24 protein-coding genes are annotated in these 24,097 nt (G+C 69.1%); 13 read left to right on the plus strand and 11 right to left on the minus strand.

All coding sequences use genetic code 11. The features are described 5' to 3' along the window. Positions 1–86: 86 nt before the first annotated feature. On the minus strand, positions 87–1,166 hold the full coding sequence (locus G6N32_RS14570) for a sulfate/molybdate ABC transporter ATP-binding protein (RefSeq protein WP_115320196.1): 1,080 nt from the start codon (positions 1,164–1,166) through the stop codon (positions 87–89). Further along, positions 1,159–1,974: an ABC transporter permease gene (locus G6N32_RS14575; protein WP_172507294.1), complete on the minus strand. Its 816-nt coding sequence runs from the start codon at positions 1,972–1,974 to the stop codon at positions 1,159–1,161. Before G6N32_RS14575 ends, G6N32_RS14570 begins: the two co-directional genes overlap by 8 nt. Positions 1,975–2,090: 116 nt before the next feature. On the opposite strand from G6N32_RS14575, the gene G6N32_RS14580 reads away from it, so the two are divergent. From G6N32_RS14580 to G6N32_RS14600, 5 genes are all read left to right on the plus strand, one after another. Continuing rightward, positions 2,091–2,762 carry an SDR family oxidoreductase gene (locus G6N32_RS14580; RefSeq protein ID WP_036345000.1) on the plus strand — a complete coding sequence of 224 codons (672 nt, stop codon included), beginning with the start codon at positions 2,091–2,093 and terminating at the stop codon, positions 2,760–2,762. A gap of 47 nt (positions 2,763–2,809) precedes the next feature. Then, positions 2,810–3,739 carry an LLM class F420-dependent oxidoreductase gene (locus G6N32_RS14585; RefSeq protein WP_115320197.1) on the plus strand — a complete coding sequence of 310 codons (930 nt, stop codon included), beginning with the start codon at positions 2,810–2,812 and terminating at the stop codon, positions 3,737–3,739. Positions 3,740–3,848: 109 nt separating this feature from the next. Continuing rightward, positions 3,849–5,219 carry a type II NADH:quinone oxidoreductase Ndh gene (locus tag G6N32_RS14590; protein ID WP_115320198.1) on the plus strand — a complete coding sequence of 457 codons (1,371 nt, stop codon included), beginning with the start codon at positions 3,849–3,851 and terminating at the stop codon, positions 5,217–5,219. 110 nt (positions 5,220–5,329) lie between these two features. Continuing rightward, positions 5,330–5,719, plus strand: coding sequence for a heme-binding protein (locus G6N32_RS14595; RefSeq protein WP_115320199.1), 390 nt, complete (start codon positions 5,330–5,332; stop codon positions 5,717–5,719). 112 nt (positions 5,720–5,831) lie between these two features. Further along, positions 5,832–7,145, plus strand: a complete 1,314-nt coding sequence (locus G6N32_RS14600; protein ID WP_115321208.1) for a sensor histidine kinase — start codon at positions 5,832–5,834, stop codon at positions 7,143–7,145. On the opposite strand, the gene G6N32_RS14605 is transcribed toward G6N32_RS14600, so the two are convergent. The 8 genes from G6N32_RS14605 to G6N32_RS14640 form a co-directional block, all read right to left on the minus strand. Next, positions 7,136–7,768 (minus strand): urease accessory protein UreD, encoded by a 633-nt coding sequence (locus tag G6N32_RS14605; protein WP_115320200.1) that lies wholly within the window; start codon positions 7,766–7,768, stop codon positions 7,136–7,138. The two genes, G6N32_RS14600 and G6N32_RS14605, sit on opposite strands and share 10 nt — an antisense overlap. A 6-nt stretch (positions 7,769–7,774) precedes the next feature. Beyond that, positions 7,775–8,455: an urease accessory protein UreG gene (ureG, locus tag G6N32_RS14610; RefSeq protein WP_115320201.1), complete on the minus strand. Its 681-nt coding sequence runs from the start codon at positions 8,453–8,455 to the stop codon at positions 7,775–7,777. Positions 8,456–8,465: 10 nt separating this feature from the next. Further along, a complete protein-coding gene (locus G6N32_RS14615; RefSeq protein ID WP_115320202.1) occupies positions 8,466–9,113 on the minus strand; it encodes an urease accessory protein UreF in 648 nt (215 codons plus the stop codon). A gap of 8 nt (positions 9,114–9,121) precedes the next feature. Then, positions 9,122–10,855 (minus strand): urease subunit alpha, encoded by a 1,734-nt coding sequence (locus tag G6N32_RS14620; protein WP_115320203.1) that lies wholly within the window; start codon positions 10,853–10,855, stop codon positions 9,122–9,124. After that, positions 10,852–11,163 carry an urease subunit beta gene (locus G6N32_RS14625; RefSeq protein ID WP_115321210.1) on the minus strand — a complete coding sequence of 104 codons (312 nt, stop codon included), beginning with the start codon at positions 11,161–11,163 and terminating at the stop codon, positions 10,852–10,854. Before G6N32_RS14625 ends, G6N32_RS14620 begins: the two co-directional genes overlap by 4 nt. Positions 11,164–11,179: 16 nt before the next feature. Next, positions 11,180–11,482, minus strand: a complete 303-nt coding sequence (locus tag G6N32_RS14630; protein WP_115320204.1) for an urease subunit gamma — start codon at positions 11,480–11,482, stop codon at positions 11,180–11,182. A gap of 51 nt (positions 11,483–11,533) precedes the next feature. Continuing rightward, positions 11,534–11,953: a PaaI family thioesterase gene (locus G6N32_RS14635; RefSeq protein WP_102806329.1), complete on the minus strand. Its 420-nt coding sequence runs from the start codon at positions 11,951–11,953 to the stop codon at positions 11,534–11,536. Between the two features lie 167 nt (positions 11,954–12,120). Continuing rightward, positions 12,121–12,837: an iron reductase gene (locus tag G6N32_RS14640; RefSeq protein ID WP_115320205.1), complete on the minus strand. Its 717-nt coding sequence runs from the start codon at positions 12,835–12,837 to the stop codon at positions 12,121–12,123. A 240-nt stretch (positions 12,838–13,077) separates the two neighbouring features. Here G6N32_RS14640 and G6N32_RS14645 point away from each other — a divergent pair, with 240 nt between their 5' ends. From G6N32_RS14645 to G6N32_RS14670, 6 genes are all read left to right on the plus strand, one after another. After that, positions 13,078–13,494 carry a BlaI/MecI/CopY family transcriptional regulator gene (locus G6N32_RS14645; RefSeq protein WP_115320206.1) on the plus strand — a complete coding sequence of 139 codons (417 nt, stop codon included), beginning with the start codon at positions 13,078–13,080 and terminating at the stop codon, positions 13,492–13,494. A gap of 14 nt (positions 13,495–13,508) precedes the next feature. Then, positions 13,509–14,435, plus strand: a complete 927-nt coding sequence (locus G6N32_RS14650) for a M56 family metallopeptidase (RefSeq protein ID WP_115320207.1) — start codon at positions 13,509–13,511, stop codon at positions 14,433–14,435. Positions 14,436–14,479: 44 nt separating this feature from the next. Next, entirely contained in the window at positions 14,480–15,934 is a 1,455-nt protein-coding gene (gndA, locus tag G6N32_RS14655) for an NADP-dependent phosphogluconate dehydrogenase (protein WP_115320208.1), read from the plus strand. Positions 15,935–15,952: 18 nt separating this feature from the next. Beyond that, positions 15,953–17,389, plus strand: coding sequence for a GuaB1 family IMP dehydrogenase-related protein (locus G6N32_RS14660; protein WP_115320209.1), 1,437 nt, complete (start codon positions 15,953–15,955; stop codon positions 17,387–17,389). 190 nt (positions 17,390–17,579) lie between these two features. After that, positions 17,580–18,941, plus strand: a complete 1,362-nt coding sequence (locus G6N32_RS14665; RefSeq protein ID WP_115321211.1) for a hemolysin family protein — start codon at positions 17,580–17,582, stop codon at positions 18,939–18,941. Then, a complete protein-coding gene (locus tag G6N32_RS14670) occupies positions 18,941–19,993 on the plus strand; it encodes a hemolysin family protein (protein WP_115320210.1) in 1,053 nt (350 codons plus the stop codon). The genes G6N32_RS14665 and G6N32_RS14670 overlap by 1 nt, the downstream gene beginning before the upstream one ends. Positions 19,994–20,011: 18 nt before the next feature. Here G6N32_RS14670 and G6N32_RS14675 read toward each other — a convergent pair whose 3' ends face one another. Next, entirely contained in the window at positions 20,012–20,803 is a 792-nt protein-coding gene (locus tag G6N32_RS14675) for a potassium channel family protein (protein ID WP_115320211.1), read from the minus strand. Positions 20,804–20,939: 136 nt separating this feature from the next. Between G6N32_RS14675 and G6N32_RS14680 the strand changes: the two genes are divergently transcribed. Continuing rightward, positions 20,940–21,854, plus strand: a complete 915-nt coding sequence (locus G6N32_RS14680; RefSeq protein ID WP_115320212.1) for a 3-methyladenine DNA glycosylase — start codon at positions 20,940–20,942, stop codon at positions 21,852–21,854. A gap of 19 nt (positions 21,855–21,873) precedes the next feature. Next, a complete protein-coding gene (locus G6N32_RS14685) occupies positions 21,874–24,069 on the plus strand; it encodes a malate synthase G (RefSeq protein WP_115320213.1) in 2,196 nt (731 codons plus the stop codon). Positions 24,070–24,097 lie beyond the last annotated feature (28 nt).

Genomic DNA, 24,097 nt, shown 5'->3' on the forward strand with positions numbered 1-24,097 from the left:
AAGTGTGGCCTGCTCACGATGTGACGCCCTGTAACGCTGTTGCGAGCTTACAAAATCGGCCGATCACGCAGGTCGCCGACGCGTCGTCAGCGCGCTGCGGGGTGCAAGGCGACCTCCTGTGCCTTGACTGTGAACCACACCGAGTCGCCTGCGGCCAGCCGCAAGGCCGCCGCCGACTCTGCGGTGATGTCGGCCGCCAGGCCGGGCGCGCCGTCGGCCTGTTCCTGGCCGCGCACCCGCACCCGCGCGCCGTCGGCGTCGAGTTCCGCGACCCGGATCTCGACGCTGTTGCGCGGGCTACCGTGCGGCAGGTCGCGGTAGACCGCGACCGCCGCCGGGGTGAACACCGCGACCAGCGCACCGTCGCCGGACGACGCATCGGCGTGTCTGCCGTGCCACAACGTCCCATCGACAGCACGCAGGGCGTCCGGACCGGCGGCCATCCCCCGCACGACGTTCACGCCGGCGATACGGGCGCCGAAGCTGCTGCGCGGCGCCGCCAGCACCTCGCCGACCGCGCCGATCTCGGCGACGCCGCCGGCGTCGAGCACCATCACGCGGTCCGCCAGCGTCAGCACGTCGAGCAGGTCGTGGGTGATCAACACCGTCGCGCGCCCGTCCGATGACACCCGCCGCAGCAGCGCCCGCGCCGACGCCGCGACCGCGACATCGAGTCCGGCCAGCGGCTCGTCGAGCAGCAACACATCGGGCTCGGCGGCCAGCGCACGGGCGATCGCCACCCGCTGCGCCTGCCCGCCGGAGAGCTGATCCGGCCTGCGGTCGGCGAGGTCGGCCAACCCCACCTCGGCCAGCCACTGCGCGGCGGCGTGCCGGGCCGCCGCGCGGCCCGCACCGCGACTGCGCGGCGCGAACGCGACGTTGGCCTGCACGTCCAGGTGCGGAAACAACAGCGGATCCTGCAGCAGCAGGCCGACGCGACGGTCGTGGGTCGGCACCGAGATCCCCGCCGCGGTGTCGGTCAGCGTGCGGCCGCCGACGCAGACCCGGCCCGAGTCCGGCTGCAGCAGACCGGCGATCACGTGCAGCGTGGTGGACTTACCCGCACCGTTCGGCCCGAGGATGGCCAGCACCTCCCCGGCGGCGACCTCGAATGCCACCTCGTACGAGCGCTCGGCCACCGCGGCCGCGAACTGCAGCTCAGCCACTGCCGGTCCAGCCGGACAGCCGGCGCGCCCCGAGGCCCAGCACCACCACCGCGGCAACGACGACCAGCAGCAGCGACAGGGCGACCGCCGCGTCGGCGTCGCTCTCCCGTTGCAGATAGATCTCCAGCGGCAGGGTCCTGGTCACGCCCTGTCGCGACCCCGCGAAGGTCAGCGTGGCCCCGAACTCGCCGAGCGAGCGGGCAAAGGCCAGCACGGCGCCGGAGACCAGGCCGGGCATCAGCAGCGGCAGCGTCACCCGCCACCACACGGTCGCCGGCCGTGCCCCCAGCGTCGCCGCCACGATCTCGTAGTCGGCGCCCGCGGTGCGGGCCGCGCCCTCCAGCGCGATCACCAGGAAGGGCAGCGAGACGAACGTCTGCGCCAGCACCACCGCGCTGGTGGTGAACGCGATCCGGATGCCCGCCGCCTCCAGATAGCTGCCCAACAGACCGAGCCTGCCGAACGCATACAGCAACGCGATACCGCCGACCACCGGCGGCAGCACCAGCGGCAACAGGATCAGCGGTCGCAACGCCCGCACGATCCGGCCGTCGTTGCGAGCCAGCACCAGCGCCATCGGAACACCCATGATCACGCACATCGCCGTACTGGCCGCCGCGGTGCGCAGGCTCAGCAGCAGCGCGGCCCGGGACGCAGGACTGCTGATCAGGGACCAGAAGTTCGTCCAGTCGACCTTGACCGCCATCGCCGCCAGCGGCAGCACCACGAAGGCCGCGCCCAGCGCTGCGGGCACATAGACCCACCGCGGCAGCGGCGGCTGCGTCCGGTGCGCCCGGCTGCGCTTCACCCGACACACCCTAGGGCGAAACGCCATGTCGTGTCCGGATCGTGTCGGCGCGGCATTGGCCTCTTTAGCTACCGTCCAGTAACATTTCGCTGTAATCCAACAAGGAGGTTGACGGGATGGACGTGCTGGTCACCGGAGGTGACACCGAACTGGGTCGGGCGATTGCGGAAGGTTTTCGCGACGCCGGCCACAAGGTCGTCATCAGCGGGGCACGCCGCGATGATCTCGAGGTGGCCGCCAAGGAACTCGACGTCGACGCGATCGTGTGCGACGCCACCGATGCGGAGACGTTGGGTGGACTGCGCAGTGAGTTCCCGCATCACCTGGACACCATCGTTCACGTGCCCGCACCTGCCTGGGCCGGCGGCGACCCCCGCACCTTCAGCCTGAGCGACACCGCGAAGGCCTGGCGAACCGCGCTGGATGCCACCGTCCTGTCCGCGGTGCTGCTGGTGCAGAACATCGGTGATCACCTGCGGTCGGGCGGATCGATCGTCACCGTGGTGCCCGACAATCCCCGCGACGGCGGCGCCGACGCCGCGGTCAAGGCCGCGCTGTCGAATTGGACTGCGGGACAAGCGGATTACTTCGGTACCCGCGGCATCACCGTCAACACCGTGGCGTGCGGCCGCAGCGCCGAGCCGTCCTATGACGGGCTGTCGAGCACCCCGCCGTCGGTGGCAGCCGAGATCGCCCGCCTCGCACTGTTCCTGACCACGCCCGCGGCCCGGCACATCACCGGACAGACCGTGCACGTCGGCCGGGGCGCCCTCGCCAACTTCGGCTGACGGTTCGGTTCACCTGACGTTCGCCGGCGGGCGCTAACGTCGAGTCCGTGACGATTCGACTCGGGATCCAGATCCCCAACTTCTCCTACGGCACCGGTGTTCCGGAGTTGTTCCCGACGGTCATCGCTCAGGCGCAGGAAGCCGAAGCGGCCGGCGCCGACGCCGTCTTCGTGATGGACCACTTCTATCAACTGCCCAGCCTCGGCGCTCCCGAGGAACCGATGCTGGAGGCCTACACCGCGCTGGGCGCGCTGGCGAATGCGACGCAGCGGGTCCAGCTGGGCACGCTGGTCACCGGCAACACCTACCGCAACCCCACGCTGCTGGCCAAGGCCATCACCACCCTCGACGTGATCAGCCAGGGCCGGGCCGTTCTCGGCATCGGCACCGGCTGGTTCGAGCTCGAGCACGACTCACTGGGCTACGAGTTCGGCACCTTCACCGACCGGTTCAACAAGCTCCACGAGGCGTTGGACATCATCCTGCCGATGCTCGAGGGCGAGCGGGTCACAGTCGACGGCACCTACTACCGAACCAACGAGGCGTTCGCCAACCCGCGCTTGCGCGACCACATCCCGCTGATGATCGGCGGCACCGGCGAGAAGAAGACAATCCCGCTGGCCGCCAAGCACTTCGACCACCTCAACCTGGTCTGCGGCTTCGACGAGCTCGCCCGCAAGGTCCAGGTGAAGAACGAGCAGTGCGAGAAGGTCGGCCGTGACCCGAGCGCACTCGAGACCAGCATGCTCGTCTTCGCGCTCATCGACGAGAACATCACCGAAGACTTCATCCCCGCCGACGTCAAGCAGCGCGCGGTCTGGGGCGGCCCGGAGCAGATCGCCGACCAGCTCAAGACCAAGGTGCTCGACGCCGGCGTCGACGGCGTCATCCTCAGTCCGGTCACCCACCTGGACGGCTATCACCCCGGTCGCATCACCGCCGTCGCGCAGGTCGTGCGGCCCCTGCTCGGCGGGTAGGCCCGAATAGGTGGTCCACATCACCCGATTGGCCCGGGTATGGGTGAGAAACCCATTGCCCGGGCGACTACCGTAGTAGGTGTCCTGTGCAAGTCGTTGAGGAGCAGAAATGACCCACCCCGGTGCCACCCCATCGGATAAGCACAAGGTCGTCATCATCGGTTCGGGATTCGGCGGCCTGAACGCCGCCAAGCAGCTCAAACGAGCCGACGTCGACATCAAGCTCATCGCCAAGACCACTCACCACCTGTTCCAGCCGCTGCTGTACCAGGTGGCGACGGGCATCATCTCCGAAGGCGAGATCGCCCCGCCGACCCGCGTGGTGCTGCGCGACCAGCGCAACTGCCAGGTTCTGCTCGGTGAGGTCACCAACGTCGACCTGGCCAACAAGACCGTCGACTCGATCCTGCTGGGCCATACCTACCGAACCCCGTACGACACGTTGATCGTCGCCGCCGGGGCGGGCCAGTCCTACTTCGGCAATGACCACTTCGCCGAGTGGGCCCCGGGTATGAAGACCATCGACGACGCGCTGGAACTGCGCGGCCGGATCCTGGGCGCCTTCGAGCAGGCCGAGCGGTCGAGCGACCCCGTCCGCCGGGAAAAGCTGCTGACCTTCGTCGTCGTCGGCGCCGGCCCCACCGGCGTGGAGATGGCCGGGCAGATCGCCGAACTCGCCGACCACACCCTCAAGGGTGCGTTCCGCCACATCGACTCCACCCGCGCCCGGGTGATCCTGCTTGACGCCGCCCCCGCGGTGCTGCCGCCGATGGGCGAGAAGCTCGGCAAGAAGGCCGCCGACCGGCTGGAGAAGCTGGGCGTGGAGATCCAGCTCGGCGCCATGGTCACCGACGTCGACCGCAACGGCATCACCGTCAAGCGCGGCGACGGCAGCCTCGATCGGATCGAATGCGCCACCAAGGTGTGGTCGGCCGGCGTGTCGGCCAGCCCGCTGGGCAAGATCATCGCCGACCAGTCCGGTGCCGAGATCGACCGGGCCGGCCGGGTCAAGGTGCTGCCCGACCTCACCGTTCCGGGCAACCCGAATGTGTTCGTGGTCGGTGACATGGCCTTCGTCGAGGGCGTTCCCGGCATGGCACAGGGCGCCATCCAGGGCGCCAAGTACGCCGCCAAGCTCATCAAGGCCGAACTCAAGGGCGCCGACCCGGCCGCCCGTGAGCCGTTCCAGTACTTCGACAAGGGCTCGATGGCCACGGTGTCGCGGTATTCGGCGGTCGCCAAGGTCGGCAAGATCGAGTTCGGCGGCTTCATCGCCTGGCTGGCCTGGCTGTTCCTGCACCTGATCTACCTGGTCGGGTTCAAGGCACGGCTCACCACCTCGTTGTCGTGGATCAGCACCTTCATCGGCAGCCACCGCGGTCAGCTGACGATCACCGAGCAGCAGGCCTACGCCCGCACGACAATCGAGCAACTCCAGGAGATCGCCGCTGCGGTCGAGGACGAGAAAGCCGCCAGCTGAGCAAGCCTGCGCTACTGGGAGTTGCCCGTGAGCGCAGGCGAAATGAGCGTGTTCAGCCACCGGCTGCCTTAGCATGATCGGCGACGACAGTCTGACTACAAGGGGGCTCGATGACATCCAATCGTTCCGTGCGTCGCGCGGCTGCGGCAGCGATCGGCGCCGGCGCGGTGTTGCTCAGCGTTGCCGGCCCCGCTTCGGTGATCTTGGCAGGCCCGGCCGCGGCCGACCCGCCGCCCAACTGCACCACCGCGGACATGACCGGGATCATGGCAGGAGTGTCGGCGGCGATGTCGAACTATCTGTTCACGCACCCGGACGTCAACGGATTCTTCACCGGCCTGCAGGGGCTGCCGAAGGATCAGGTCAAGGCTCAGACGCAGCAGTACCTCGATGCCAACCCGCAGGTCCGGGCCGAGCTGGATGGCATCCGCCAGCCGTCGACCGATTTCCGCAACCGCTGCGGCCTGATTCAGCGCCCGCTGGCGCCCGGCGTGATCTAGCCGCGCCCCGGCGCGGTCCCACGTTCGTCGCACGCCGCACCCTAAGGTGGTCGGCGTGGTCGTGAAGCCCGACGAGATCGTCTACCGCGTGCTGCAGCGGCTCCCCACCCGGATGCTGTCGCTGCGCACGATCGTGATCGTCGCGGCGCTGTCCGTCGTGGTCCTGGTCCTGACCCTGGGCACCTGGGTGTGGCTGGGCGTCACCAACGACCAGTACAGCCAGCTGGACCGCCGGCTGGACTCGGTCAGCAGCCTCGGCGACGTGAGTTCGCTGCTGACGACGTCGAAGCCGGACGCCGGCGGCACCCCCACTCCCGACGGAAACCTGGTGCGCACCATCCGGGTGGGCGCGATGGCGATGTCGGTACCGGCCGACGTGGTGCTGCCGGAGTTGGGCAACGGCTACGCCAACACCACGATCGACGGCGTCGAGTACCGGGTGCGGACCTTCGCCGTCGGCGGCGCCACGATCGCCCTGGGCGCTCCCCTGGCCGAAACGCAGCGGCGGATCGCCGAACTGCATCTGCGGGTGCTGTTGATCTGCGCGGGGGTCATCGCGGGCACCGTCCTGGTGGGCTGGCTGATCTCGCTGATCATGATCAACCCGTTCCGGGTGCTCGCCCAGCAGGCCCGCGCCATCAACGCCCAGTCCAACCCCGACGAGGTCCAGGTGCGCGGCGTCAAGGAAGCCGTGGAGATCGCCGAGGCGGTCGAAGGCATGCTGGCCCGCATCGGCGACGAGCAGGATCGCACCAGGGCTGCACTGGAGTCCGCCCGTGACTTCGCGGCCGTCGCCTCCCACGAGCTCCGCACCCCGCTGACCGCCATGCGCACCAACCTCGAGGTGCTCTCCACCCTCGACCTCGCGCCCGAGCAGCGCAACGAGGTGATCGGCGATGTCATCCGCACCCAGAGCCGCATCGAAGCCACGCTGACCGCGCTGGAGCGGCTGGCGCAGGGCGAGCTGACCACTGCCGCGGACTTCGTCCCGTTCGACGTCACCGAACTGCTCGACCGCGCCGCACACGACGCCGAGCGCATCTACCGCGAACTGAAAGTGTCACTGGTGCCCTCCCCCGCGGTGCTGATGGTCGGACTGCCGGTCGGGCTGCGACTGGTGATCGACAACGCGATCGCGAACGCGGTCAAGCACGGCGGGGCCACCGAGGTTCAGCTGTCGGTGTCCAGTTCGGCCGACGGCGTCCAGATCACCGTCGACGACGACGGCAGCGGGGTCCCCGAGGACGAACGGGCCGCGGTGTTCGAGCGGTTCTCCCGCGGCTCGACCGCGTCGCGGTCCGGGTCGGGACTAGGATTGGCCCTGGTCGCCCAGCAGGCGGAATTACACGGCGGCACAGCGTCATTGACCACCAGCCCGCTGGGCGGCGCCCGCCTGGTGCTGACCCTGGCCGGCCGTCACGAGTAGAGCCGCTGCCCCTGCCACGTCGACAGGCTGCCACCGGCCGCCAAGGCCAAGGTGATTCCGGCGGCGTCGGCCGCGGGCTCGGGGTAACGCAGCTCGCTCACACAGGCCAGCGGACTGCCGAGAGCGTCGTCGGCCACCGACGACGGCCCGAGTTCCACCCGATGTCTCAGCAGCGGCACGCCCGCCACGTCTGCGCGCATGGCACCGCTCCAAAAGCCTTCACGCTCACCGGTTCTGCCGATCTGCACGCGTTCCCGGATCCGCAGACGGCTCGCGTCGCCCAGCCCGACCCTGAGCTCACTGACATGCCGGGCGTTGGCAGCCACGATCGTCGGCTCGGGGTCGAGGTCGAGCTCACCGCAGGCCTCGATGTGCCAGCACGCGTGTGAGTCGGTGGTGGCGGCACCGGGCAGTGCCACCGTCGCGGCGGCACTGCGCAGCCGCAGCCGGGCACCGGGTTCGACGACGATGCGGATCGCGATGACATCCCCGCCCAACGGCGTCGCGGCCGCCGACACCAGGTGCACGGTGTCGGGTTCGGTGTGCCGCGCGGCCAGGGCCCCACGGCATTCGATGCGGGGCAGCCGTCCCGGCTGCGCCACCACCATGACATCAGAACGCATTGGGGCTCAGGTGAGTTGGTTGACGCGCAGCTGCTCGCGCACCCACGCCAGCACCGGGGATGCCGCCGGATCGGCGGTCAGCGAGATCAACTCCGTAGGCCTACCCTCGCGGACCTTGGCGGCGTCGCGGCGCATCACCTCCAGGTCGGCGCCGACCAGCGGAGCCAGATCGGTCTTGTTGACCACCAACAGATCCGAGAACGTCACCCCCGGACCGCCCTTGCGCGGCACCTTGTCTCCCCCGGCCACGTCGACGACGAAGATCTGGACGTCCACCAGACCGGAAGAGAACGTCGCGGTGAGGTTGTCGCCGCCGGATTCCACCAGGATCAGGTCCAGGTCGTCGTGTCCGGCGATCAGATCGTCGATGGCGTCGAGGTTGGCGGTGATGTCGTCACGGATCGCGGTGTGCGGGCAGCCGCCGGTCTGCACGGCGGCGATCCGGTCGTCGGGCAATACCGCGTGGCGGCGCAGGAAGTCGGCGTCCTCGGTGGTGTAGATGTCGTTGGTCAACACCGCGAGCGACAGTTCGTCGCGCAGCTGGCGACACAGCGCGGCCACCAGCGCGGTCTTGCCCGAACCGACCGGGCCGCCGATCCCGATTCGCAACGGCTCCCCCGGTTGCCGGGTCCGCTTGGGCCGGTCCGGGTGGACGTGCGGCTGGCCATCAATGAAATGTGGAGGCATACAGCTTCTTTCAGGAGACGAACAGCGGTCGTTCGCGTTGGATATGCCGCTGCGCGAGTTCGTCGAGCAGCGGATCGGACAGGTCGGCCAATCCCGCGGCGGCCAGCTCAGCGGTGTCTTCGCACAGCGGCGCGAGGCTGAACGTCAGCGCCGCGACGTCGGCGGGATCGAGCGCCAGCAGCCGCTGCGCGGCGGTGGCCGTGCCGGTCATCGTGGTGTACACCAGCGACAGCGCGCTCTGGAAAGGGTCGAGCCCGCTGACCGCCCCGACCCGGCCGGCGGTCACCGCCAGGTGCGGGCGGGCGCCCAGCTCGTCCCAGGCCCATCCCTGCCCCGGTGCGGGCCAGACCCGCCGCGCCAGCCGCAGCAGTCCGCGGCCCTGAGCGCGGGAGGCCCCCCTGGCCGCGGGTGACGGTGTGCGCGCATCGGTTTCGGCGTCGGCCTCTGCCACGGTGAGATCGTCGCGATGCACTGCGGCCGCGACCGACGCCGTCACCAGTCCGCTGGTGCGGATCCGGCGGCGCAGATAGGCCTCCAACGTCTCCAGGTCCACGACCAACCGGCTGGTGACCGCTTCTTCCACCCCGCCGGAATGCACGTGGCCGCCGGTCGGCAGCCGCGAGTCGGCCAGGGCCAGCAACGTGGTGAGAGACGACATGGAAACCGTCAGAACAGGAAGTAGCGTTGCGCCATCGGCAGTTCGGTGGCGGGTTGTTCGGCCCACACCTCACCGTCGATGCGGACGGTGAACGTGTCGGGGTCGACCTCGATGCGGGGCTGCGCGTCGTTGAGCGGCATCTGCGCCTTGCCGATGGCGCGCACATTGCCGACCGGCACCAGCTTTCGGTTGACCGCGATCCGGTCGGCCAGCCCGTCCTCGATGGCTTGCGGGGCGACGAAGTGCACCGAGGTGGCGGCCGCGGCGGCCGGGGCGGCGCCGAACATCGGGCGCGGCAGCACCGGCTGCGGAGTCGGGATGGAGGCGTTGGCGTCGCCCATCGCCGCCCAGGCGATCATGCCGCCCTTGAGCACCGCGTGCGGGCGCACCCCGAAGAACGCCGGCTCCCACAGCACCAGATCGGCCAGCTTCCCGACCTCCACCGAGCCGACCTCATGGTCGATGCCGGTGGCCAGCGCCGGGCAGATCGTGTACTTCGCCACGTAGCGGCGCACCCGATTGTTGTCGGCGCCATTGTTTCCCACCGTATCGCCTGCCAAAGCGCCGCGGCGGCGTTTCATCACGTGGGCGGTCTGCCAGGTGCGCAGCACCACCTCGCCGACGCGGCCCATCGCCTGGGAGTCGCTGCCGATCATCGAGATCGCCCCGAGGTCGTGCAGCAGGTCCTCGGCGGCGATCGTCGAGGGCCTGATGCGACTCTCGGCGAACGCGAGATCCTCAGGGACACTGGGGTTCAGGTGATGGCACACCATCAGCATGTCGAGATGTTCGTCGAGGGTGTTGACCGTGTGCGGCCGGGTCGGGTTGGTCGAACTCGGCAGCACGTTCGGATAGGCCGCGACGGTGATGATGTCCGGCGCGTGGCCACCACCGGCGCCTTCGGTGTGATACGCGTGGATGTTGCGGCCCTTGATCGCGGCCAGGGTGTCCTCGACGAAGCCGGCCTCGTTGAGGGTGTCGGTGTGGATGTTGACCTGAACCCCGGCGGCCTCGGCCACTGTCAGGCAGGCGTCGATCGCGGCGGGCGTGGTGCCCCAGTCCTCGTGCAGCTTGAAACCGGCTGCACCCGAACGTAACTGCTCCCACATCGCCTCGTGGCTGACGGTGTTGCCCTTACCCAGCAGCGCGATGTTCAGCGGCCAGTGGTCCAGCGACTCCAGCATCCGGGCCAGATGCCAGGCGCCCGGGGTCACGGTGGTGGCTTTCGAGCCCTCCGCGGGCCCGGTGCCGCCTGCCACGATCGTGGTGATGCCGCTGCCGATGGCCTCGTCCATGATCTGCGGGCAGATCAGGTGGACGTGACAGTCGATCGCCCCCGCGGTCACGATGCGCCCGTTGCCTGCGATGATCTCCGTCGACGGACCGACCACCAGATCCGGGTGCACACCCGACATGATGTCGGGGTTGCCCGCCTTGCCGATGCCGACGATGCGGCCGTCACGAATCCCGATGTCGGCCTTGATGATTCCCCAGTAGTCGATGATCACCGCACCGGTGATCACGGTGTCCGGTGCGCCGTCGGCGCGGGTGGCGCGGCCTTGACCCATCGACTCGCGCAGCACCTTGCCCCCGCCGAACACCGCCTCGTCGCCGGCCAGACCGGGACCGCCGCTGCGATCCTCGGTGATCTCGACGAGAAGGTCGGTGTCGGCCAGGCGGATCCGGTCACCGGTGGTGGGCCCGAACAGCGCGGCGTAGCGGGCCCGGGACAGCTCTGTCATGCGTCCAACTTTCCGGGTGGGGTGAGGCTGAGTCCGTGAACCTCGCGCGAGCCGGCCAACGGCACCAGCTGAACCCGCTGCGCCACACCGGGTTCGAAGCGAACCGCGGTCCCCGCCGGGATGTCGAAGCGGTGTCCATGCGCGGCGGCCCGGTCGAAGGACAGCGCGGCGTTGGCCTGCGGCAGGTGTACGTGGCTGCCGACCTGCACCGGCCGGTCGCCGGTGTTGACGATCTCCAACTCGATCCGCGCGGCGCCGGCGTTGATCTCGATGTCACCGTCGCCGACAAAGACCTCACCGGGAATCATGCTGCCCTCCACTGACTCACGGGATCGGGTGGTGGACGGTGACCAGCTTGGTGCCGTCCGGGAAGGTGGCTTCGACCTGCACGTCGTGCAGCATCTCGGGCACACCTTCCATCACGTCGTCGCGGCCCAGCACCTCACGCCCGGTGACCATCAGCTCGGCCACGGTGCGACCGTCACGGGCGCCTTCCAGCACGTGATCGGTGATCAGCGCAACCGCTTCGGGGTAGTTGAGCTTCAGCCCGCGCCCCTGCCTGCGCCGGGCGAGGTCGGCGGCATAGGACAGCAGCAACCGGTCGGTCTCGTGCGGTGTCAGTTGCATAGTGCGCGATCCTGCCACGCCCGCACGGGATCAGCAGGGCGGCGAGGTCGCTCAGGCCTCGGGCTCGAGGTTCTGCAGGCGCACCTGTCCGCGGGCGACGAGGCGATCCTTGTCGTCGCGGATGGTCACGAGCCACAGCTGCTGGCGACGGCCGCGATGCACGGGCTCGGTCACCCCGTACACGGTGCCGCCGGAGATCGCCCGCAGGAAGTCGGTGTTGTTGTTGACGCCGACGACGTTGCCGCCGCCGTTGGCGGACAGCCACACGAACGCCGACGTGCTGGCCATCGACTCGATCATCGAGCAGTACACCCCACCATGGACGATGCCCATCGGTTGCAGGAGCTTGGGCTGCACGTCCAGCTGCGCCTTGGCGCCGTCGACGGTCAGTTCGGTGAACACCAGCCCGAGTTCGTTGTCGAACGGGGCGGAGAAAGCGATCTGCTCGCTCGGCGACTGCTCTGATTGCACGCATCTGTGTCTACACCAGCCGCGCCGAGACGAGGGACGGGCCCCGCGGGTGAACGCGGGGCCCGTCCTCGGCATGGACCGGGGGTTTCTGCAGCCCTCAGAAACTCCGGCTCGGTCCGTTGGTCTGGTGTCTACAGACTAGGCAAGGCTTGCCTAAGTTACAAGAGCTACCCCGCGCGTCGCAGCGCCCGGACCGGTAGGCCGAACCCGCTCAGCGCGTCGAGCACCGCCTGTCCGCGCCGCATGCAGGTGACTTCGCCGGAACCGGTGAGCATGGGCACTTGCGTGGCGGTGATGACCACGGCCGATCCGACCATCTGCCACATCGCGGCCGGCGTGAGCGAACCCCGGCTGAGGTGGTGGAGGCCGTCGAAAATGGGCTCCAGCGAGCGATGGCAGCGGTGTGCGGTCCAGGTGGCCAGCGCGAGTTCATTGGGCAGCCTGACCACGCCGGTGGTGGCGGGATCGTCGGGCAGCACCCGCAGCGTCGGGTCGACGACGGCGGCCCAGTCGATCGACCCCTCCGAATCGATGTGCATCCAGAGATTTCCCGGCCCGGCATCCCAGGCCCGCCCCTCCAGGACGAACAACGTGACCGCCCGGCCCAGCACCGCATGGGTGAACGTGGCAGCGAGCTGCTGGGCGGCGGCCCGCCGGTCACCCAGTTCGTCGGCCGCCGACTCGAACATCGCGGCCAGCCGCCCGGACGTCACCGAATCCAGCGCCCACCAGCGGCGGCGGGACACATCGGCCATCACCGCCACGCCGTGCACCCGGGGCGAATCCGGGCTCAGGGCGCGCAATCGGCGGCTGGATTCGTGCAACGGCAGGACCCGGCGAATGGTCATCCCGTCGATCAGCGGGTCAAGCACGGCTGCGGTCACGACACCTCCTCGTCTATGGTTAGGTAAGCCTAACCATAAGAAGGGATGGCACGTCCGCGTGGCTACTGTGAGTGCTGTCACAACTGCGACCACTTTTTGCCGGGTGGCCTGCGCCGACCCGGCTACGGACGGTGCCGCGGGAACACCACCGCCCGGAGCGGAGTTGATCGACTTGTTGGATACGACGCGCGGTAGTAATCGGGAGTACTCTGATTTGACTGCCTACGGAGATGAACGGAAATGGCCAAGTTGACTCGTCTCGGCGAACTTGAACGCGCGGTGATGGACCATCTGTGGGCCGCTGGCGAGCCGCTGACGGTCCGTCAGGTCCACGAGGCACTCTGTACCGAACGGGACCTGGCCTACACCACGGTGATGACCGTCCTGCAGCGCCTCGCCCGCAAGAACCTGGTCTCCCAGATCCGGGATGACCGCGCCCACCAGTACGCACCGGTCCACGGCCGTGACGAACTGGTCGCCGGCCTGATGGTCGACGCGCTGGATCAGGCCTCCGACTCCGGCGGCCGGCAGGCCGCCCTGGTGCACTTTGTCGAACGGGTCGGTGCGGACGAGGCCGACGCATTGCGCCGCGCCCTGGCCGAATTGGAGTCCAAGGACCGTTCCACCTGGCCCGCTGGCGGCATGCCCAGCGCCTGAGGGACAATTTCAGCGTGTCCGCGCTGGCCTTCACCCTCCTCGCCTTGATGCTGGTTGGTCCTGTGCCCGCGCTGCTGGCCCGCGCCTCGTGGCCGATGCGGGCGCCGCGGGCCGCGATCGTGCTCTGGCAGTCCATTGCGGTGGCCGCGGTGCTGTCCGCATTCAGCGCGGGACTGGCCATCGCCAGCCGGCTGTTCGCCCCCGGCCCCGACGGCCGTCCCACCGCGACGATCACCAGCGAGATCGAGGTGCTGGGCTGGCCGCTGTGGTCGGCATACGTCGTGGTCTTCGCAATCACGCTGCTCATCGGCGCCCGGCTGGTGATCGCCGCGGTGCAGGTCGCGGTCGCCACCCGGCGCCGCCGGGCCCACCACCGGATGGTCGTCGACCTGCTGGGCGACTGCCGGCACGGCATGCACGGGCTGCGGGTGCTCGACGTGGCCGAACCGCTGGCCTACTGCCTGCCCGGGGTGCGCAGCCGGGTCGTGCTCAGCCAGGGCACCCTGTCGGCATTGAGCGACACCGAACTCACCGCGATCCTCAGCCATGAGCGGGCGCATCTGCGGGCCCGCCACGATCTGGTGCTCGAGGCGTTCATCGCCGTGCACACCGCCTTCCCCCGCTTCGTCCGCAGCGGCAGCGCCCTGGCCGCGGTGCGGCTGCTCGTGGAGATGCTCGCCGACGATGCCGCGGTGCGCACGGCGGGACCCGGCCCCCTGGCCCGCGCGCTGGTGGCCTGCGCCGCGGCCCGCACCCCGAAGGGCGCCCTGGCCGGCGGCGGCCCGACCACGCTGATCCGGGTGCGCCGGCTGGCCGGCGAGCCGAACAGCCTGGTGCTGTCGATGGCCGCCTACGCCACCGCGGCCGCGGTGCTCGTGGTGCCGACGGTTGCGGTCGCAATGCCGTGGCTGACCGAGCTGCACCGGCTGTTTCTTTCCTGAAACTGTTCTGCCACAACAAAATTCACACAATTGAAAGGCGCGAGATGACCTCACCGCAGACAGACGGTACTGCACAGATCGGTGTTACCGGAATGGCGGTGATGGGGTCGAACATCGCGCGCAACTTCGCCCACCACGGCTACACCGTCGCCCTGCACAACCGCTCGGTCGCCAAAACCGACGCCGTGCTCGCCGAGCACGGTTCCGAGGGCAACTTCGTGCGCACCGAGACGATGGCCGAATTCGCCGCCGCGCTAGAGAAGCCGCGCCGCGCGCTGATCATGGTCAAGGCCGGCGACCCGACCGACGCGGTGATCAACGAACTGTGCGAGGTCTTCGAGCCGGGCGACATCATCATCGACGGCGGTAACGCGCTCTACACCGACACCATCCGCCGCGAGAAGGCGGTGCGCGAGCGCGGCCTGCACTTCGTCGGCGCAGGCATTTCCGGCGGTGAGGAGGGCGCGCTGAAGGGTCCGTCGATCATGCCGGGCGGACCTGCCGAGTCCTACAAGTCGCTGGGCCCGCTGCTCGAGGAGATCTCCGCGCACGTCGACGGCGTCCCGTGCTGTACCCACATCGGCCCCGACGGCGCCGGCCACTTCGTCAAGATGGTGCACAACGGCATCGAGTATTCCGACATGCAGCTCATCGGCGAGGCCTACCAGCTGCTGCGCGACGGGCTCGGCAAGACCGCACCCGAGATCGCCGAGATCTTCGCGGAGTGGAACAAAGGCGATCTGGACAGCTATTTGATCGAGATCACCGCCGAGGTGCTGCGCCAGACCGACGCCAAGACCGGCAAGCCGCTGGTCGACGTGATCGTCGACGAGGCCGAGCAGAAGGGCACCGGCCGCTGGACGGTCAAGTCGGCGTTGGACCTCGGGGTGCCGGTGACCGGTATCGCCGAGGCGGTCTTCGCCCGCGCTCTGTCCGGCTCGGTCCCCCAGCGCAAGGCCACCACCGGCCTGGCCTCCGGAGACCTGGGCGAACAGCCCACGGACGCAGCGCAATTCATCGATGACGTGAGCAAGGCGCTGTACGCCTCGAAGATCATCGCCTACGCCCAGGGCTTCAACCAGATCCAGGCGGGCAGCGCCGAATACGACTGGGGCATCACCCTCGGCGACATGGCCACGATCTGGCGCGGCGGCTGCATCATCCGGGCCAAGTTCCTCAACCGGATCAAGGAGGCCTACGACGAGAACGCCGAGCTGGCGACGCTGATCGCCGCACCGTACTTCCGGGACGCGGTCGAGGCGGGTATCGACAGCTGGCGCCGCGTGGTGGTGAAGGCCACCGAGCTCGGCATCCCGGTCCCCGGCTTCGCCTCGGCGCTGTCGTACTACGACGCGCTGCGCACCGAGCGACTGCCCGCGGCGCTGACCCAGGGCCTGCGCGACTTCTTCGGCGCGCACACCTACGGCCGGACCGATGCCGACCCGGCCGCCCGATTCCACACCCTCTGGAGTGGTGACCGCAGCGAAGTCGAGGCGTAGCGCCGTTAGGCTGATCGGGTGCGCTTTCTCGACGGCCAGCAACCTCCGTACGACCTGACCTACAACGACGTGTTCGTCGTGCCCAGCCGATCCGACGTCGCGTCCCGGTTCGACGTGGACCTGTTTACCTCCGACGGCACCGGGACGACGATCCCGGTCGTGGTGGCAAACATGACCGCGGTGGCGGGGCGTCGGATGGCCGAGACGGTGGCCCGCCGGGGCGGCATCGTGGTGCTGCCCCAGGACCTGCCGATCGACGCGGTCAAGCAGACCGTCGACTTCGTCAAGAGCCGCGACCTGGTGGCCGACACCCCGGTGGTGCTGGCGCCCGACGACTCGGTGTCCGACGCCGTCGCGCTGATCCACAAGCGTGCCCACGGCGTGGCCGTGGTGGTGTTCGAGGGCAGGCCCATCGGCCTGGTCACCGAAGCCGCCACCGTCGGCGTCGACCGGTTTGCGCGCGTGCGCGACATCGCGGTCAGCGACTTCGTCACCGCGCCGGCCCACACCGATCCACGGCAGGTGTTCGAGCTGCTCGAGCACGCCCCGGTGGACGTGGCCGTCCTCACCGATGTCGACGGCGCCCTGGCCGGGGTACTGACCCGCATCGGCGCCATCCGCGCGGGCATCTACACCCCGGCCGTCGACGCGGCGGGCCGGCTGCGGATCGCCGCCGCGGTGGGCATCAACGGCGACGTGGCCGCCAAGGCGCGGGCGCTGGCCGAGGCCGGCGTCGACGTGCTGGTGGTCGACACCGCGCACGGCCACCAGCTCAAGATGCTCGACGCGATCAAGGCCGTGTCGTCGCTGGACCTCGGCGTCCCGCTGGCAGCAGGCAACGTCGTCTCCGCCGAAGGGACGCGCGACCTGATCGGGGCCGGCGCCTCCATCGTCAAGGTGGGAGTCGGCCCCGGCGCCATGTGCACCACCCGGATGATGACCGGCGTCGGGCGCCCGCAATTCTCTGCCGTGGTCGAATGCTCCTCTGCCGCAAGAGAACTCGGTGCTCACGTGTGGGCCGACGGCGGCGTTCGGCATCCGCGCGACGTGGCGCTGGCGCTGGCGGCGGGCGCGTCGAACGTGATGATCGGGTCCTGGTTCGCCGGCACCTACGAATCCCCCGGTGACCTGATGCGCGACCGTGACGGCCGGCCCTACAAGGAGAGCTACGGCATGGCCTCCAAGCGGGCCGTGGCCGCTCGCACCAGCGCCGACAGCGCCTTCGACCGGGCCCGCAAGGCACTGTTCGAGGAGGGCATCTCGACCTCGCGGATGGCGGTGGACCCCGAACGCGGCGGCGTCGAGGATCTGCTCGACCACATCACCTCGGGAGTCCGCAGCACCTGCACCTACGTCGGTGCCACCACCATCGCCGAGCTGCACGAACGGGTGGTGCTGGGCATCCAGTCGGCGGCCGGGTTCGCCGAGGGGCATCCCCTGCCGACCGGCTGGTGAGCCGGTCATCGTCGGCGAAGCCGCTAACATAGGGATTTGTTCTGCTCCCCGAGGAAAGGGAACCTGTGCCGCAGGCACCCATCGAGGTCCCCGCGGATCGGGCTGCCTGGGGCGAGCGCCCCGCAGACGAGGCCGAGGCCGAACCTTCTTCTAGCCGGCCGGGCATGTGGCCCGGCTGCCCCACCCGCTCATGACCGCCATGTACACCGCGTTGAGCCTGTTGGCGATCGTCGTGCTGACCCTGGGAACGGCGTTGTTCGTCGCCGCCGAGTTCTCGCTGACCGCCCTGGAACGCAGCACCGTCGACGCGAACGCCCGCACCGGTGACCGCAGCGACCAGAACGTCGCGAAAGCGCATCGCACGCTGTCCTTCCAGCTGTCCGGCGCGCAATTGGGCATCTCGATCACCACGCTGGCCACCGGTTATCTGGCCGAGCCCGTCCTGGCGCGGCTGCTCGATCCGGTCCTCGAGCTGCTGCATGTGCCGCAGCGGGCGGCCGCCGTGATCTCGCTGACCCTGGCGATCCTGATCGCCACCTCCTTGTCGATGGTGTTCGGCGAACTGGTGCCCAAGAACCTCGCGGTCGCGCGGCCGGTGCCGACCGCGCGCGCCACCGCCGGATTCCAGCTGATGTTCTCGACAGTGATGACCCCGATCATCAAGCTCACCAACGGCACCGCCAACTGGATCCTGCGCCGGATGGGCATCGAGCCGGCCGAGGAACTGCGCTCGGCGCGCTCCCCCGAAGAACTCGGGTCGCTGGTCCGCAGCTCGGCCGAGCATGGCTCGCTCGACGAGGCCACGGCGGCGCTGGTGAACCGGTCGCTGCAGTTCGGGTCGCGGATCGCCGAGGAGTTCATGACCCCGCGCACCGAGATCGAGGCACTCGACGCCGACAGCACGGTCGCCGACCTGGTCACCGCCTCGGCGAGCACCGGCTTCTCCCGCTTCCCCATCGTGCGCGGCGACCTCGACGAGACCATCGGCCTGGTGCACGTCAAGCAGGTGTTCGGGGTGCCCGCCGCGGAGCGCGCGACCACCCGGCTGGTGTCGCTGGCGATCCCGGTGCCCACGGTGCCGTCGTCGCTGGACGGCGACGCGCTGATGGCCCAGCTGCGCGCCCACGGTCTGCAGACCGCGATGGTGGTCGACGAATACGGCGGCACCGCGGGCATGGTCACCGTCGAGGATCTGATCGAGGAGATCGTCGGCGACGTCCGCGACGAGCACGACGACTCCACGCCCGACTTCCAGAAGGCGGGTCAGGGCTGGCGGGTATCCGGGCTGCTCCGCATCGACGAGGTCGCCGAAGCCACCGGATTCCGCGCACCCGAAGGTGAATACGAAACGATCGGCGGGCTGGTGCTGGAGAAGCTGGGCCACATTCCCGAGCCCGGCGACTCCGTGGAGCTGTCCGCCTTCGACCCGGACGGCCTGTTCGACGACCCGGTCCACTGGCGGGCCACCGTCGTCGAGATGGACGGCCGCCGCATCGACCAGCTCGTGCTGACCGAACTGGGTCGCCGCGGCGACCCCGGGCGGGAGGGTTGATGGGCGACGTCCTGGGCGTTCTGCTGACCATCGCGCTGCTGGGCGCCAACGCCTTCTTCGTCGGCTCCGAATTCGCGCTGATCTCGGCCCGCCGCGACCGACTGGAAGCCCTTGCCGAACAAGGCAAACGGAGCGCGGTGACCGTGCTGCGCGCCGGTGAGCAACTGTCCCTGATGCTGGCCGGCGCCCAGCTGGGCATCACCGTGTGTTCGATCCTGCTCGGCCGGGTCGGCGAGCCGGCGGTGGCCCACCTGCTGGAGAAGCCGTTCGATCTGGTGGGGGTCCCCGACGCCGTTCTGCACACCGTGTCGTTCGTGGTGGCACTGGGTTTCGTGGTGACGTTGCACGTGCTGCTCGGCGAGATGGTGCCCAAGAACATCGCGATCGCGGGTCCGGAGAAGACGGCGATGCTCGTGGTGCCGGTGTACCTGGTCTACGTGCGGTTCGCCCGGCCGTTCATCGGGTTCTACAACTGGGCCGCCAACACCACGCTGCGCGCGTTCGGCGTCGAAGCCAAGGACGAACTCGACGTCACCGTGTCCACCGTGGAGCTCGCGGAGATGATCGCCGAATCGCGATCCGAAGGGCTGCTGGACCCCGAGGAGCACATGCGGCTGACCCGGGCGCTGCAGATCCGCAACCGGGTGGTCAACGATGTGGCCGTGCCGGTGCGCGACATCCGCGCTGTCCCGGTCGCACGGCCCGGCGGCGGCCCCACGGTCAGCGCGATCGAGCAGGCGCTCAACGAGACCGGCTACTCCCGGTTCCCCGTCACCGATGCGAGCGGCGAATTCATCGGCTTCGTCCACATCAAGGACATCCTCGACCAGATCGACGAGCGCGACGCGGTGGTCGACGGCGCCGTGGTGCGTCCGCTGCCGCGGGTGCCCGCCGACATGCCGCTACCGGACGCGCTGTCGCAGCTGCGCCGCGACAACAGCCACCTGGCGCTGGTCACCGACGGCGATCAGTCCGTGTGCGCCATGGTCGCGCTCGAGGACCTGGTCGAGGACCTGATCGGCACGGTGCGCGACGGGATGCACCGTTCGTGACCGGCAGCCGCTCCGCGGCTAGCGACTACGTCGCGACCCCTCGGAGCGGTAGGACCTGGTCCCGTGCGACGGTGTGCGCCGGTCGCCGGTGACGGCCAGCGCCTCGCTCAACTGCCGGACTTCGTCGCGCAGCGCCTCGATCTGGTCTGCCGTGGCGGAGTTGGAGGCGGTGTTGTCCTCCGATACGCGCTGCACAATCCATGATGCGACGGTGGCGGTGATGACACCGATGAGGCTGATTCCGCCGACCATCAGCAGCGCGGCGATCAGCCGGCCGACGACCGTTACCGGATATTGGTCGCCGTAACCCACGGTGGTGATCGTGGCCAGCGACCACCACAAGGCATCGCCGAAGCTGGTGATGTTGGCGTCGGGAGCACCCCTTTCGACGTCCAGAACCGCCAGCGACGAGGCGTAGACCAGCAGGGTCGCCACGGCGGTGGCATAGACCACCACCCGGCCGCGCAGCGCGTTGCCGAAAGCGCGTTGCAGGGTGAACACCAGCACGACCAGCCGTAGTACCCGTAACGGCCGCAGGAACGGCAGTGCGACAGTTGCCAGGTCGAACAAGTGCCGGACAAACCACCGGGCCCGAGCTTCCGCGAGCGCGAAGCGGACCACGTAGTCCACGACGAACGTCACCCACAGCACGGTCATCACGGTGTTCAGCACTGCCCCCGCCACACCGCGCGGCTCGGCGAGCACCTGCAGCGAATAGGTCACCAAGAACACCACCGCCACGGCGGCCAGCGGCCACTCGCTGTGGTGTTCCCAGCGGGTCAGCCGCGGGTTCGGCTGGGAGGTCGTCATCAATTCATCCTTCGGCCTTGGCTACGAGGGGGCGGATAGTGCTTTCCCGTTCTGCGGCCCGGTCATGTGTCGTATGTGACCTCGGTAAACTGACCCGGGCCACGGTGTCCTGAGCCGCGGCCCAGGAGGAGAGACCATGCCGCACCGGCTCCGCGAAGCGGAGTGGACCGCGCGGGCAGCCTCGCATCGACGCCGCATCGACTCGTTCACAGCTCCGCACCGGCAGCGCGCCCGGCGCGGCGAGGCGCACCCGGTGTGGGATTTCCTGTTCACCTACTACAGCCTGCGACCGCGTCAGCTGCGGGTGTGGCATCCCGGCTACGGCACCGCGCTGGCCGGACCCGCCGGCGCCGAATACCTGGACCGCGCCGGCTACACGGCGACGTCCGACGGGGTGACCGTCGAAGCCGGCTTCCTGCGCACCCGACTGTCCACGGTCGGCTTCGTGGCCGACCTGCTGCGCGGCACCGCGGCCCGCGCTCCGCAGTTCGGCTGCTTCGGTCTGCACGAATGGGCGATGGTCTACCGCACCGACGCGGTTCGCCACGACAAGGTCCCGCTGCGGCTGGGCGGCGCGGGCACCGATGCGGTGGTCGAGTCGATGCCGCTGCGCTGCACACATTTCGACGCCTATCGGTTCTTCACCCCCGCAGCCGCGCCGCGCAACCGCGGGGTACCGACCCGCGCCGCGCAACGCGACTGGGAACAGCCGGGCTGTCTGCACGCGAACATGGATCTCTACAAGTGGTGCTTCAAGCTCGGGCCGCTGGTGAACTCGGAATTGCTGGTGGGCTGTTTGGAGCTGGCGGCCGACGCGCGTGAACTCGACATGCGGGCCAGCCCGTACGACCTGTCGGACTTCGGGTTTGAGCCCATCACCGTCGAGGAACCCGCCGGGCGGGCGGAATACGTGCGGTGCCAGGGAGTTATAGCCGAGCGCGCGGCGCCGTTGCGCGCGGCGCTGCTGGCGTGGTGTGAGCGGCTGCTGGGTGCGGAGGTGGCCTACGACACTGTGTCGGAGGGGTTCCTACCTGCGGGTAAGATGAATTGATTGTCGTGAGGGAGGACAGATGAGCGATCGCGTGCCCGTGGGCAACCTGCGTGTGGCGCAGGTGTTGTACGACTTCATCACCAACGAGGCGCTGCCCGGCACCGGGATTGATGCCGACAGCTTCTGGGCCGGGGTGGACAAGGTCGTCACCGACCTGACGCCGCAGAATCAGGATCTGCTCGCCCGCCGCGACGATCTGCAGGCGCAGATCGACCGGTGGCATCGGCAGCGGATCATCGGCGGCATCGACGCCGGTGAGTACCAGCAGTTCCTCACCGATATCGGCTACCTGCAGCCCGATCCGGGTGACTTCAGCATCACCACCTCCGGGGTGGACGACGAGATCACCACCACCGCCGGCCCGCAGCTGGTGGTTCCGATCCTCAACGCCCGTTTCGCGCTCAACGCCGCGAACGCCCGCTGGGGTTCGCTCTACGACGCCCTCTACGGCACCGACGTCATCAGCACCGAGGGCGGCGCCGAGCCGGGCACCAGCTACAACCAGGTCCGCGGCGACAAGGTGATCGCCTACGCCCGGGACTTCCTCGACAAGGCCGTTCCGCTGGCGTCGGGATCATGGGCGGACGCGACCGGCATCAGCGTCGCCGACGGCGCCCTCGAGATCGCGCTGGGCGACGAGTCCACCGGGCTGGCCAGCCCGGAGAAGTTCGTCGGCTATACGGGCGAGCTGGGCGAACCCGCGTGGTCGGTGCTGCTGGTCAACAACGGCCTGCACATCGAGATCCTGATCGACCCCGAATCCCCCGTCGGCAAGACCGACCAAGCCGGCGTCAAGGATGTCGTGCTGGAGTCCGCGATCACCACGATCATGGACTTCGAGGACTCGGTGGCCGCCGTCGACGCCGACGACAAGGTGCTGGGCTACCGCAACTGGCTCGGCCTGAACAAGGGCGACCTGGCCGAAGAGGTCAGCAAGGGCGGCAAGAGCTTCACCCGCGTCCTCAACGACGACCGGACCTACAAGACGCCGGGCGACGGCGAGTTGACGCTGCCCGGGCGCAGCCTGCTGTTCGTCCGCAACGTCGGGCACCTGATGACCAACGACGCGATCGTAATGTGTGCTGATGGCGGCGAAGAAACAGAGATCCCCGAAGGCATCCAGGACGCGCTGTTCACCAGCTTGATCGCGGTGCACGGCCTCAAGGCCGAGGACGGCAGCCCCCGGCAGAACAGCCGCACCGGGTCGATCTACATCGTGAAGCCCAAGATGCACGGCCCCGACGAGGTCGCGTTCACCTGCGAGCTGTTCAGCCGCGTCGAGGACGTGCTGGGCCTGCCGCAGAACACCATCAAGGTCGGCATCATGGACGAGGAGCGCCGCACCTCGGCGAACCTCAAGGCCTGCATCAAGGCCGCCGCCGACCGGGTGGCGTTCATCAACACCGGCTTCCTGGACCGCACCGGCGACGAGATCCACACGTCGATGGAAGCCGGCCCGATGATCCGCAAGGGCGCCATGAAGTCCCAGCCGTGGATCAAGGCCTACGAGGACCAGAACGTCGACATCGGCCTGGCGACCGGGTTCTCCGGCAAGGCGCAGATCGGCAAGGGCATGTGGGCCATGACCGATCTGATGGCCGACATGGTCGAACAGAAGATCGGGCAGCCCCGCTCCGGTGCCACCACCGCGTGGGTGCCGTCGCCGACGGCGGCCACCCTGCACGCGATGCACTACCACTACGTCGACGTCTACGAGGTGCACAAGGAGCTGGCCGGCAAGACCCGCACCAGCATCGACGAGTTGCTGACGATCCCGCTCGCCAAGGAGCTGGCGTGGTCGCCGGAGGAGATCCACGAAGAGGTGGACAACAACTGCCAGTCGATCCTCGGCTACGTGGTGCGCTGGATCGACGCCGGTGTCGGCTGCTCGAAGGTGCCGGACATCCACGACGTCGCGCTGATGGAAGACCGTGCGACGCTGCGCATTTCAAGCCAGCTATTGGCGAACTGGCTGCGGCACGGTGTGATCACCGAGGACGCCGTGCGGGAGAGCCTGCGCCGGATGGCGGCGGTGGTCGACGAGCAGAACGCGTCCGATCCCGACTTCAAGCCGATGTCGACGGATCCGGACAACAGCATCGCCTTCCAGGCTGCCCAGGAGCTGATCCTGGCCGGCGCCGCGCAGCCCAACGGCTACACGGAGCCGATCCTGCATCGGCGTCGCAGGGAGTACAAGGCCAGCGCCGGCGCCTGACAAGCACCTCCGCATCGCATCACCGTTG

This window comes from Mycolicibacterium aichiense, from assembly GCF_010726245.1.
In the GTDB taxonomy this organism is placed as follows: domain Bacteria; phylum Actinomycetota; class Actinomycetes; order Mycobacteriales; family Mycobacteriaceae; genus Mycobacterium; species Mycobacterium aichiense.